This is a genomic window from Bradyrhizobium uaiense (assembly GCF_010811875.1).
Taxonomy (GTDB): domain Bacteria; phylum Pseudomonadota; class Alphaproteobacteria; order Rhizobiales; family Xanthobacteraceae; genus Bradyrhizobium; species Bradyrhizobium uaiense.
On record NZ_VKHP01000251.1, the window covers coordinates 1 to 13,143 of the forward strand.

Annotated in this window: 8 protein-coding genes; all 8 read left to right on the plus strand. The window is 66.3% G+C overall.

Features of this window, described 5'->3' with window-relative positions:
- The first annotated feature begins 127 nt into the window (after positions 1–127).
- The 8 genes from FNJ47_RS38365 (at position 128) to FNJ47_RS38400 (ending at position 12,966) form a co-directional block, all read left to right on the plus strand.
- Positions 128–1,564, plus strand: a complete 1,437-nt coding sequence (locus FNJ47_RS38365; protein ID WP_163161034.1) for an amidohydrolase family protein — start codon at positions 128–130, stop codon at positions 1,562–1,564.
- 173 nt (positions 1,565–1,737) lie between these two features.
- Positions 1,738–4,161, plus strand: coding sequence for a CaiB/BaiF CoA transferase family protein (locus tag FNJ47_RS38370; RefSeq protein WP_163161035.1), 2,424 nt, complete (start codon positions 1,738–1,740; stop codon positions 4,159–4,161).
- Entirely contained in the window at positions 4,161–5,237 is a 1,077-nt protein-coding gene (locus FNJ47_RS38375) for an ABC transporter ATP-binding protein (RefSeq protein WP_163161036.1), read from the plus strand. The genes FNJ47_RS38370 and FNJ47_RS38375 overlap by 1 nt, the downstream gene beginning before the upstream one ends.
- Positions 5,234–6,238, plus strand: coding sequence for an ABC transporter ATP-binding protein (locus FNJ47_RS38380; RefSeq protein WP_163161037.1), 1,005 nt, complete (start codon positions 5,234–5,236; stop codon positions 6,236–6,238). Before FNJ47_RS38375 ends, FNJ47_RS38380 begins: the two co-directional genes overlap by 4 nt.
- A gap of 19 nt (positions 6,239–6,257) precedes the next feature.
- Positions 6,258–7,805, plus strand: coding sequence for an ABC transporter substrate-binding protein (locus tag FNJ47_RS38385; RefSeq protein WP_163161038.1), 1,548 nt, complete (start codon positions 6,258–6,260; stop codon positions 7,803–7,805).
- A 3-nt stretch (positions 7,806–7,808) separates the two neighbouring features.
- Positions 7,809–8,765, plus strand: coding sequence for an ABC transporter permease (locus tag FNJ47_RS38390; RefSeq protein ID WP_163161039.1), 957 nt, complete (start codon positions 7,809–7,811; stop codon positions 8,763–8,765).
- Positions 8,762–9,646, plus strand: coding sequence for an ABC transporter permease (locus tag FNJ47_RS38395; RefSeq protein ID WP_163161040.1), 885 nt, complete (start codon positions 8,762–8,764; stop codon positions 9,644–9,646). Before FNJ47_RS38390 ends, FNJ47_RS38395 begins: the two co-directional genes overlap by 4 nt.
- A 17-nt stretch (positions 9,647–9,663) precedes the next feature.
- The gene (locus tag FNJ47_RS38400) at positions 9,664–12,966 is read left to right on the plus strand and encodes a carboxyl transferase domain-containing protein (RefSeq protein ID WP_163161041.1); all 3,303 of its coding nucleotides are present in this window, start codon (positions 9,664–9,666) and stop codon (positions 12,964–12,966) included.
- The last annotated feature ends 177 nt before the right edge of the window (positions 12,967–13,143 follow it).

Consider the following 13,143-nt stretch of genomic DNA (forward strand, 5'->3'; position numbering starts at 1 on the left):
GGTCATCGCTGCTTCCACGCTTTCGATTTCACCTCTCCCGCTTGCGGGGAAGGTCGTATCGCATCTTCGATGCGATACGACCTTCCCCGCAAGCGGGAGAGGTGAAATCGAAAGCGTGGAAGCAGCGATGACCCTTGACGTCACGGCAACCCGTCTGTTCTCCGGCGCTGACCACAACATCCGGGACAATGTCGTACTCCGGCACGATGGCGGTCTCATCACCGGTATCTCCGAAGCCACAGCCCCAGGCCCGCGCTCCCTGATCCTGCCCGCCTTCATCAACGCCCACGACCACGCCCGCCCGCGGGCGTCGAGCTTCGGTGCGGTCGGCATGCCGCTGGAAAGCTGGCTGCTGCGCACGGTGGTGGGCGCGCCGGTCGATCCGTATCTGACCGCGGCCTCCGCGCTGGCGCGCGCGGCGCAGGTCGGCTGCGCGGCGATGATGGTGCACTACACGCGGCCGAGCGGCACCATGCCGCTCGTCGAGGAAGCCAGGGCGGTCGCCCGCGCCGCCGCCGATGTCGGCATCCGCATCGCCTTTGCCATCGCGGTGCGCGACCAGAACCCGATCGTCTATGGCGACAGCGAACCGGTGCTGTCAGGCCTTGCGGCCGACGATCGCAAGACGATCGAGGAACTGTTCGTCCGCATGCCGATGTCGCCGAAAGCTTATATCGAACTCACCGATGCGATCGCGGCGGCGATCGGCGGGCCGAAGGTCGACGTGCAGCTCGGGCCGGCCGGCGTGCAATGGTGCTCGAAGCCGCTGCTGGAGGCGGTCGCGGAGAATTCCGCGCAGACCGGCCGGCGTATCCACATGCACCTGCTCGAGACGATCTATCAGCGCGCCTGGGCCGACCAGCATTTTCCCGATGGCATCGTCCGCTATCTCCGCGACATCGGCTTCCTCTCGGAGCGGCTGACGCTGGCGCACTGCATCCACGCCCGGCCCGACGAGATCGAGATGATCGCGGCATCAGGCGCGCGCATCGTCACCAATTTCTCCTCCAATCTGCATCTGCGCTCCGGGCTGGCGCCGATCGCGGCCGCACACGCTTGCGGCTGCGCGATTGCGGTCGGCGTCGACGGTCTGGCGCTCGACGAGGACGATGACGTGCTGCGTGAGATGCGGCTGGTGCAGATGATGCATGGTGGCCTCGGCTTCAAACGGACCTGGACCCCGCCGGAATTCCTCGCGCTCGCGATCCGCAACGGCCGCCGCGCCACCGGCGCACCGGGCACGGGCGAGCTTGCCGCCGGTGCGCCGGCTGATTTCGTGCGTATCGATCTCGATCGCCTGGAGCGCGACCAGATGATCGACGCCGATCCGCTCGATCTGCTGTTCGCGCGTGGCAATGCGCAGCTTGTCTCCGAGCTTGTGGTCAATGGTCGCACCGTCGCCAAGGCCGGCCGGTGCCTCGGTGTTGATCTTCCCGCAATTGAGCAGGAACTGCGCGGCATCGCGCGCGCGAGCGCCGCCTCATACGCGCATGTCTTGCGCGCATGGCCGCGACTGTCGAGCTCGTTGCAGCATTGGTTTGAAGCGCAGCCCACCTGCAATTAGCTGCACAATCGTCGTTTCGCGCCGAGCAGCAACTCCAGTCGATCTCTCGCTAATTCCGTCAAGCGGAAGAAAATTCCACTTGCATCACACAGACGGCGCGGCTTCAAGTTCAGGCAACAAGAAACTGAATCAGTCGCTGTCACCGGCTGGTCATGTTGTCGCGAGGAAGCCTGATGGGCGCGTTGTCGCATCTGCGGATTGTCGAGATCGGAAGTGCTGCGGCGACAAGCTATTGCGCGCGGCTGTTTGCCGATTTCGGCACCGACGTGCAGAAGGTCGAGCCGCCTGGTGGCGATCCGATCCGCCGCACCGCGCCGCTGACGCCGCAAGGGCACAGCGCATGGTTCGCGTTTCTCAATTTCAACAAATCGAGTGTCGTGCTCGACAAAAGCGACGCGTCGCGGCTGCGCGGGCTGATCGCTGACTGCGACATCCTGCTCGACGGGCGCGGCATCGATACGGCTGACTGTCCCAACATCGATCTCGATGCGATCAAGCGGGACAATCCCGGCCTGATCCATCTCGACCTCTCCTGGTTCGGCGATCGCGGTCCCTACGCCGGTTTCGCAGCAACGGACTCCACGATCCGCGCGCTGACCGGGCTTGTGAAGCTGGTCGGACCCGAGCAGGGGCCGCCGATGCACGCGCCGGATTTCCAGACCGGCATCCTGGGCGGGCTTTGGGGCTTCATCGCCGCCGCCTCCTCAGTGCTCGGCCGCATGCAGGACGGCTGCGGGCGCACCAGCCATCTCAGCCTGTTCGAGGCCTCTATCGCCGTCACCGAGTACATCATGTTCGAGGCGTTCCAGCGCGGCGACATCATGCGGCGGATCGGCGTCAACCGGTTCTGGCCGACCTTTCCGGTCGGAATCTACGAGACCAGGCAAGGCTGGCTCGGCGTCACCACGGTGACCCCGGCGCAGTGGCGCGCGTTTTGCGAAATGCTCGGGCTCAACGATCTGCGCGACGATCCGACGCTGGTCATGGGCGTCGACCGGCTGCAGCACGTCGCCGAGATCGAAGCCAAGATCCTGCCGAAGCTGAAGCAGCGTACTGCGCAGGAATGGTTCGCCGAAGGCCTCAAGCGCAAGATCCCGATCGTGCCCGTGCCGGAGATCTCGGATCTCATCGCCGATGAGGAGAAGCGCGCCCGCGGCGCCATCGTGCCGATCACGATTGGTGACGAGGCCGGCCTCTCCGCCGGCACGATGCAGCGGCTGATGGGGACGCCGCCACTGCGCGGTGGCCGCGTGCCTGATCTCGGTGAGCAGCAGGCGAGGCCCGAGGCCGCGCCGCGTGTGCCGGCGCCGAAGCCGGCTCCGACCAATCGCTTGCCGCTCGAAGGCATCCGCGTCGTCGACTTCTCGATGGGCTGGGCCGGGCCGATCTGCACCCGCACGCTCGCCGATCTCGGCGCCGACGTCATCAAGATCGAGGCGACCCAGTATCCGGACTGGTGGCGCGGCGTCGACCGCCGTCCGGCCTATGTGCTGGAGCAGATGTACGAGAAGTCGGTGCGCTACTGCATCATGAACCGCAACAAGCGCGGCATCACGCTCGATCTCACCCGGCCGAAGGGACTTGAGCTGGCAAAGCGCCTGCTCGCCGATGCCGACCTCGTGGTCGACAATTATTCGGTCGAGGTGCTGCCCAAGCTCGGCCTCGGCTACGACGTGCTGAACAAGCTCAATCCAAAGCTGGTGATGATGTCGATGTCGGCGTTCGGCGCCGGCAGCGTGCATCGTGATTGCCGCGCCTATGGCTCGACGCTGGAGCAGGGCTCCGGCCTACCGAGCGTGATCGGGGATGCCGGCGGCCCGCCGGTGATGAGCCACACCGCGTTCGGCGACGCTGTCGGCGGTCTCAACGGCGCCGCCGCGGTGCTGACCGCGCTGATCCATGCGAAGCTCACGGGGCGGGGCCAGTTCATCGATCTCGCCCAGATCGAATGCATGATGCCGTTCGCCGCGCCCTGGATCGTCGCGCATTCGATCGACGGCAAGGAGCCTTCGAAATACGGCAACAGCCATCCGGATTTCGTGCCGCATGGCTGCTTTCGCTGCAATGGCGAAGACAACTGGATCGTCGTCGCAGTGTCCGACGATGCGATGTGGCCGAAACTTGCGCGGCTGCTGGGTCGTGCCGACTGGGCGTCGAACGAGACGCTCAAGACGGCCGCTGGCCGCCGCGCTATCGAGACCGAGATCGAGGCTGCGATCACGGCCTGGACTTCGGCGCGCGATGCGGATGCTGCGATGGCCGCGCTGCAATCTGCCGGTGTTGCCTCCGGCGTCGCGCGGTTGCCGATCGATCTGCTGCAAGACCCGCAACTGCACGCCCGCGGCTTCATCCAGCAGGTCGACCGCGCCTTCATCGGACAACATCCGCAGCCATCGATGCCGTTCCGCGAGGGCGATGCGCCGTTTGCGATCCGCTCGGTGCCGCCGACGCTCGGCGAGCACAACCGCGAGATCCTCGGCGGCATGCTCGGCCTTTCCGACGCGGAACTTGAAGAGCTCAGCCGCGAGGGCATTATCGGCACCGAGATGCTGATGGAGGAGCAGCTGGTGAAAGAGAAGAAGCGGGCGGCGGGTTGATGGGCGAAGGCCAGCTGGCACAGCGCAAGTCGGAGGTTGCGCGCGAGGGCGCGCGGCCGCTGCTGTCCGTGCGCGGGCTCGGCATCCGTTTCAAGACCACGCAGGGCATCTGGCAGGCGACGCGCCGGATCGACTTCGACATCGCGCCCGGCGAGCGCGTCGGCATCGTCGGCGAGAGCGGCTGCGGCAAGACCATCACCGGCCTCTCGATCCTGCGGCTATTGCCGGGAAATTTCGCCGGCCTCGATGGCAAGATCCTGTTCGATGGCGTCGATCTCGCCTCCTGCAGCGCGCGGCAGATGCGGGCGATCCGGGGCAAGCGGATCGCGATGATCTTCCAGGAGCCGATGAGTGCGCTCGATCCGGTCTTCACGGTCGGGCACCAGATCGCGGAGACGTTGCGGGTCCACAGCAATGTCGGCGAGGAGGAGGCGCGCGCCAGGACGCTGGAGATGCTTCGCCGCGTCGGCATCGCCTCGCCGGAGCGGCGGATCGACGATTATCCGCATCAGCTCTCCGGCGGCATGCGCCAACGCGTGATGATCGCGGCCAGCCTGATCTGCGGGCCGCAGCTTCTGATCGCGGACGAGCCGACCACCGCGCTCGACGTCACTGTGCAGGCGCAGATCCTCGAGCTGCTGCGCGACATCAGCGAGACCTCGAAGACCGCGCTGATGCTGATCACCCACGATCTCGGGGTCGTCGCCGAGACCTGCACGCGGATGATCACGATGTATGCCGGCGAGGTGATCGAGGACGCCACCGTCGACGAGGCGCTGGTGCGGCCGCTGCATCCCTATACGTCGGGCCTGTTGCGCTCGCTGCCGCATCTGAGCCCGCGTCACGGCCGGCTGCCGTCGATCCCGGGCCGGGTGCCGTCGATCACCGAGATGCCGGCCGGCTGCCGCTTCCGCGCCCGCTGCGCGCATGCGGCGAAAGGCTGCGAGGCCGAGCAGAAGCTGCAGGATGCCGGCGGCGGCCGCAAGGTGCGTTGCTGGCGCTTTGCCGAGCTCAATCTGCCCGGCGCGCTGCATCCGCCGGACACGTCCGCCAGCGCCAGGGTTGCGCGCCAATGACCGCAGCATCCGCTGAACAGCGCGGCGAGCCCATCGTCTCGGTGCGGGATCTCCAGGTTCGCTTCCAGACCTCGGACCGCCGCGCCACCGTGAAGGCGGTCGACGGCGTCAATTTCGACGTCCGCCGCGGCGAGACCTTCGGCATCATCGGCGAGTCAGGCTCGGGCAAGACCACGATCGGCCGCGCGCTGGTGTTTCTGCTCAATCCCAGCGCCGGCGCCATCCTGCATGACGGTATTGATCCGCTGGCGCTGTCGCGGCGGGAATTCCAGAGCCATCGCCGCGACTACCAGATCATCTTCCAGGATCCGAACGCCGCGCTGAACCCGCGCATGACCATCCTGGCCTCGGTGCTGGAGCCGCTGGAGCTCGCCCGTGTCGGCAGCCGCACTGAGCGCGAGCGGCAGGCGCGGGAGGCGCTGGAGCGGGTCGGCCTGCCGCAGGAGTTCGGCGAGCGCTATCCGCACCAGTTGTCCGGCGGCCAGAAGCAGCGCGTGGTGATCGCCCGTGCGCTGACGCTCAAGCCGAAGCTGATCGTCTGCGACGAGGTGGTGGCCGCGCTCGACATGTCGATTCGCGGCGACGTGCTCAATTTGTTTGCCGACCTGCAGCGCGACCTCGGGCTCACCTACGTCTTCATCACGCATGATCTCGCCGTGGTCTCGCATATCAGCGAGCGCGTCGCGGTGATGTATCTCGGCCAGTTCGTCGAGCTCGGGCCCACCGAGGAGGTCGCAGAGCGGCCGCTGCATCCCTACACCATCGCGCTGCTCTCCGCCGAGCCGCGACCGTTGCCGTCGTCGATGCGGCAGGAGAGCCGCATCGTGCTGCAGGGCGAGGTGCCGAGCCCGATCGACCCGCCGTCGGGCTGCCGCTTCCGCACCCGCTGCCCGCACGCGCAGCCGCTCTGCACCGAGCGGGTGCCGGAGTGGCGCGAGCTGAAGCCCGATCACTGGGTGGCCTGTCATTTTGCCGACCGCCCGAATTTTTCGCCGAACTGACGAAACTGGAGACGACGCCATGACGATGACGACACGACGCGAAGCCTTGGCGCTGATCTCGGCCGCACTGGCCGGCACCACGCTCGGCGGCCGCGCGTTTGCGCAAGGCGCGCCGAAGAAGGGCGGCACCTTGCGCATCTCCGCGCCGGCCAATCCGTCGAGCCTCGATCCGGCGACCGGCGGCGCCGGCTCCGATCACGCCTTCCTGTTCACGATGTACGACACGCTGACCGAATGGGAGTTCGACACGCTGAAGCCGAAGCCGGGCCTTGCCGAGAGCTGGAAGTTCACCGATCCGAATACGCTGGTGCTGAATATCCGCGCCGGCGTCACTTTCCATGACGGCACACCGCTCGACGGTGAAGCCGTCAAGTTCAACCTCGATCGCAACCGCGGCGATGCGAAGTCGAACATCAAAGCCGATCTGCTGTCGGTCGCCTCGGTCGAGGTCACCGGCCCGCAGCAGGTGACCTTGAAGCTGAAGACGCCCGACACCGCGCTGCCCGGCATTCTGTCCGACCGCGCCGGCATGATGGTGTCGCCCACTGCGCTGAAGGCGGCCGAAGGCGGCGTCGTCACCCGCAAGCCGGTCGGCGCCGGCGCCTATGCCTTCGTGAGCTGGGCCGACGGCGAGAAGATCGTGGTCAAGCGCAACGAGAAATACTGGAAGCCGGAGCGGCCGTATCCCGACGGCATCGAAATCTCGATCATTCCCGAACTCACCACCGGTGCCCGCTCGGTCACCGCCGGCCAGAACGACCTGATCTATCAGCTGCCGCCGCGGCAGAAGGCGATCATCGAGCGCGCTTCGAGCGTCAAGGTGGTGCACGGCCCGACGCTCTATGTGTTCCAGATCTTCCTGAACTGGGCCAGGCCGCCGTTCGACAACATCAAGGTTCGCCAGGCGCTCAACTTCGCGATCGACCGCGAGTCCTTCGTCAAGGCCGCGCTCGCCGGCCTCGCAGAACCGGCCTACATGAACCTGCCGAAGTCGCACTGGGCCTATGATGCCGAGGTCGCCAGGCTCTATCCCTACGATCCCGACAAGGCGCGCAAGCTGCTCGCCGAAGCGGGCTTCAAGGAAGGCACCCCGATCGAGATCGGCGGTTACACCGATCAGGATTCGGTGCAGCGCGAAGAGATACTGCTCGAGCAATTGCGCAAGGCCGGCATCAACGTGAAGTTCGTCAACGGCACTGTCGCGGAAGCCTCTGCAGCCTTCTTCGGTCCGGAAAAGAAAGGGGCCGGGTTGCTGTCGGCCTGGACCGGACGGCCCGATCCGAGCCTGACCTATTCGCTGATGTTCACCAAGGACGCCTATTACAATGGCGGACGTGCGCCAGTGCCGCCCGAGCTCGAAGCCGCGATCAAGGAATCGCGCGCGTCCGAGGATATCGAGGTCAGGCGCAAGGCCTTCTCCACGGTGCAGCGGCTGGTGATGGAGAATGCCTTCGTGGTGCCGCTGGCGTTCCAGTTCGAGCTGGTCGCCATGAACAAGAAGGTGCAGGGCTATCGGCCCAATCTGCTCGGCAAACCGAAATACGACGACGTCTGGTTGGAAGGCTAAGCGATGGCGCGACGGTCACCAGTCAAGGTCATCGGCAGCCGCCTCGTGCAGGCGCTGCCCGTGATCGTGCTCGCGACCTTCATGGTGTTCTCGCTGCTCAAGCTGGTCCCCGGCGATATCGCCGTGACGCTGGCGGGCGACAACGCGACCGACGCGCGGATTGCCGAGATCAGGACAATCTACGGCCTCGACCGGCCGTTCCTGGTGCAATATGGCGCCTGGCTCGGCCATGTCGCGCAGGGCGATCTCTCGCAATCGCTGCTGACCGGCGAGAAGGTCGCGGTTTCGATCGGCCGCGCCTTCCCGAACACGCTGCTGATCGTGGTGATCGCGCTGGTGCTGGCGCTCATCACGGGCATTCCGATGGGCGTGCTGGCGGCGATCAAGCCCAACGGTTGGGTCGACAAGCTGATCAGCATGCTCGCCTCGCTCGGCGTCGCGGTGCCTGGATTTTGGCTCGCGATGATCCTGGTGGCGGAATTCTCGCTGAAGCTGAACTGGCTGCCGGCGACCGGCGCAAAGTCCTTCAGCGCCTCGCCGATCGATGCGATCCGGCACGCGCTGCTGCCTGCCATCGCGATCGCGGCCTATGGCATGGCCGAGGTCGCACGCCAGCTCCGCGGCGCATTGCTGGAGGTGCTGTCGTCGCAATATGTCCGCACGCTGCACGCCAAGGGGCTGTCGATGTCGCGCATCCTCTGGCAGCACGGCCTGAAGAATGTCAGCGTCAATCTGCTGACGATCATCAGCCTGCTGGTCAACCGCATGCTGGCGGCGACCGTCGTGATCGAGGCGGTGTTCGCCATTCCCGGTCTCGGCAGCCTGATCGTGCGTGGCGCGATCCAGCGCGATTTTCCGATCGTGCAGGGCGTCGTCTTCTCCATGGTGGTCGTCGTGATCGTGGTCAATCTGGTCACCGATCTCCTGTGCGCGGTAGTCGATCCGAGGATCGAGCAATGACCGACACCGCGCTCGCATCGCTGAAAGCACCGGCCAGGCCGACCCGGCTACGGCGTTTCCTGCGCTGGCTCGCGGGGGATTTGCGCGCCGCGCTGTCGATCCTGGTGCTGCTGGTGCTCGTTGTCGTCGCCATCGGCGCGCCCTGGATCGCGCCCTACGCGCCGACCGCTCAGGACGTCAACAACATGCTGGCGCCGCCGGGGCCGCTGCATCTGCTCGGCACCGACGATCTCGGCCGCGACATCTTCTCCCGCCTGATCTACGGCGCGCCGGCCACCGTCTATGCCAGCCTGCTTGCGGTCGGCGTCGCGGTTCTGATCGGGCTGCCGGTCGGCCTGATCGCCGGCTATTTCGGCGGCTGGATCGACGACATCATCAGCCGCATCATCGACACCTTCCTGTCGTTCCCCGCCATCGTGCTGGCGATCGCGGTCACCGGCGCGCTCGGCATCGGGCTGACCAACGGCATGATCGCAATCGGCATCACGATGTTTCCTGCGCTGGCGCGCATCGTCCGCGCCCGCACGCTGATCGTGCGGCAGGAGCTTTATGTCGACGCGTCCAGGGGCTTTGGCGCGCCGACCTGGCACATCCTCTGGCGCCACGTGCTGCCGAACACGCTGCAGCCGGTCATCGTGCAGGTGACGCTGCTGCTCGCCGCTGCGCTGCTGGCCGAAGCCAGCCTGTCGTTCCTCGGCCTCGGCATCCAGCCGCCGGATCCGAGCTGGGGCGCCATGCTGGCGCGCGCCTATCAATACATGGAGATTGCCCCGGAGCAGATGTATGCGCCGGGCCTTGCCATTCTCGTCGTCTCCCTGGCCTTCAATGCGCTCGGGGAGTCCTTGCGTGTCGTGCTCGATCCGACCATGAAGGATCGTTGACCTTTGGTGAAGATGTCATGTCGTTGAAGAAATTGCTGATTGCCAACCGCGGTGAGATCGCGATCCGCATTGCCCGCGCCGCGGCCGATAGCGGCCTTGCCACGGTCGCGATCTATCCCGCCGACGATGCAGCTTCGCTCCATGTCCGCTCAGCCGATGAGGCGCACGAGATTCCCGGCCGCGGCGCGCGCGCCTATCTCGACATCGAGGCCGTGATCGCGGCCGCGAAGGCTGCGGGCTGCGACGCGCTGCATCCGGGTTACGGCTTCCTCAGCGAGAACACCCAGCTGGCGCGGCGCTGCGCCGAGGAGAAGATCGTCTTCGTCGGCCCGTCGCCGGAAGCGCTCGATCTGTTCGGCGACAAGGCCAAGGCAAAGGCGCTGGCGAAGACATGCGGCGTGCCGATCATTGCCGGCACCGCGGGCGCGACGTCGCTCGACGAGGCAAAGGCCTTCTTCGCCTCGCTCGGTGCCAATGCCGCCGTGATGATCAAGGCGATCGCCGGCGGCGGCGGACGCGGCATGCGGGTGGTCGAGGATGCAGCGAAGCTCGATGAAGCCTATGCGCGCTGCCAGTCCGAGGCCAAGGCGGCCTTCGGCAGCGATGCCGTCTATGTCGAGCGGCTGATCCGGAAAGCCCGTCATATCGAGGTGCAGATTATCGGCGATCGCCACGGCGCGATCAGCCATCTCTGGGAGCGCGAATGCACCATCCAGCGCCGCAACCAGAAGCTCATCGAGGTGGCGCCGAGCCCGTCATTGAGCGAGGGCCTGCGCGGGCGCATCATCGAGGCGGCAAAGCAGCTAGCGACCGCCGCGCGCTACGACAATCTCGGCACCTTCGAATTCCTCGTCGATGATGAGGCCGGCGAAGGTGAGGGCGCCTTCGCCTTCATCGAGGCCAATCCGCGGCTCCAGGTCGAGCACACCGTCACCGAGGCGGTGCTCGGCGTCGACCTCGTGCGGTCGCAGCTTGCGGTCGCCGCCGGCGCCACGCTGGCCTCGCTCGGGCTGGCGCAGGCCTCCGTGCCGCTGCCGCGCGGCTATGCGATGCAGCTCCGCGTCAACATGGAGGTGATGGACGAGAAGGGGCTGACAAAGCCGACCGGTGGCACGCTCAGCGTGTTCGACCTGCCGTCCGGCCCCGGCGTCCGCGTCGATACGTTCGGCTATTCCGGCTACCGGACCAGCGCCGCGTTCGACTCGCTGCTGGCAAAGGTCATCGTACATTCGCCGAGCCCGAAATGGACCGAATTGGTGCACAAGGCATCGCGCACGTTACGCGAATTCCGCATTGGCGGCGTCGCCACCAACATCCCGTTCCTCGGCGCGATTGTGGCGCACCAGAGTTTTGCGCGGAACAAGATCAGCACCAACTTCATCGATACCCATGTGGCGGCGTTGGTCGGCGCCGCGCGAGAGCATGCCGCTCCACTGCTCGAGGTGAGCGAGGCGGCTGCGACCAAGGCTGTCACAGCCGAGGCGGCCCCGGAGGGATCGCTCCCGGTGGCTGCGCCGTTGCAGGGCACGATCGTGGCGATTGAGGTCGCGGAGGGCGATCTGGTCCGTCCGGGCCAGCAGATCGCGGTGCTGGAATCGATGAAGATGGAGCATCTCGTCACCGCGCCGCATGGCGGCCGGGTGACGAAGATCGCCGGCGGCCCCGGCATCACCCTGATGCATGGCGAGCCGATCCTGTTCCTGGAACCTGCCGAGGTCGACGGCCATGCCGCAGAGGAAGCAGCCGCGATCGATCTCGATCACATCCGTCCTGACCTTGGCGAGCTGATCGCGCGCAAGGCGATCACGCTGGACGAGAACCGCCCGGCCTCGGTCGAGCGCCGCCGCAAGACCAACCAGCGCACCGCGCGCGAGAACATCGCGCAGCTGGTCGATGAAGGCTCGTTCGTCGAATACGGCTCGCTCGCGATCGCGGCACAACGCCGCCGCCGCAAGGTCGAGGACCTCATCAAGAATACGCCGGCCGACGGCCTGATAGCAGGCGTCGCGACCGTCAACGCGAAAGACTTCGGCGCCGACGGCGCGCGCTGCATGGTGATCTCCTACGACTACACCGTGCTCGCCGGCACCCAAGGGCACATGAACCACAAGAAGATCGACCGAATGCTCGGCCTCGCCGAGCAGTGGCGCATGCCGCTGGTGTTCTATGCCGAGGGCGGCGGCGGCCGTCCCGGCGATACCGACCGGCTTGGCATGACCGGCCTCGACGGTCCGTCCTTCGTGCAGTTCGCCAAGCTCTCGGGGCTCGTGCCCGTGATCGGCGTGGTCTCCGGCTATTGCTTCGCCGGCAATGCCGCGATGCTCGGCGTCTGCGACGTCATCATCGCCACCAAGAATGCTTCGATCGGCATGGGCGGTCCGGCGATGATCGAGGGCGGCGGGCTCGGCGTCTATCATCCGGCCGAGGTCGGCCCCGTCTCGTTCCAGTCGCCGAACGGCGTGATCGACATCCTGGTCGAGGACGAGGAAGAGGCCACGACGGTGGCGCAGAAATATCTGTCCTATTTCCAGGGCGCGGTGCAGCACTGGAAGGCGCCGGACCAGCGGCTGCTGCGCCGTGCGATTCCCGAAAATCGTCTCAGGGTCTATGACATCCGCAACGTGATCGACCTGATCGCGGACGAAGGCTCGGTGCTGGAAATCCGGCGCGATTTCGGCGTCGGCATGATCACGGCCTTCATCCGCATCGAAGGCAAACCGTTCGGCCTGATCGCCAACAATCCGAAGCATCTCGGCGGCGCGATCGACGCTGCGGCCGGCGACAAGGCCGCGCGCTTCATGCAGCTGTGCGACGCCTTCGATATCCCGATCGTCTCGCTGTGCGATACGCCGGGCTTCATGGTCGGCCCCGAAGCCGAGAAGACCGCGATCGTGCGCCACGTCGCGCGGATGTTCGTCACCGGCGCCAGCATCACGGTGCCGCTGTTCGGCATCGTGCTGCGCAAGGGCTACGGCCTCGGCGCGCAATCGATGATCGGCGGCGGCTTCCACGCCTCGTTCTTCACGGTGGCCTGGCCGACCGGCGAGTTCGGCGGCATGGGCCTCGAAGGCTATGTCCGCCTCGGCTTCCGCAAGGAGATGGAAGCGATCGCGGACCCGGTGGAGCGCGAGAAGTATTTCCAGACCAAGGTCGCCGAGCTCTATGCCAACGGCAAGGCGGTCTCGATCGCCTCGGTGCTGGAGATCGACGAGGTGATCGATCCCGCCGACACCCGCCACTGGATCATGGCCGGCCTCCGCTCGGTGCCGAAGCCGGAGCCGCGGACGCATCGCAAGCGTCCGTGCATCGACGCGTGGTAGACTTGGATAGGCCGCTTCGATTGTACGTGAGGTGAGCACGCTGCGCGGGCTCCCTCTCCCCTTGCGGGAGAGGGTTAGGGAGAGGGTACCGCACGACGAGTTCTCTCCGTATTGGTCACGGCACAGCGAAACTTTGCGAGGACGTTGCCCTTATCAGTCAACTCGCCTGGGGCCACC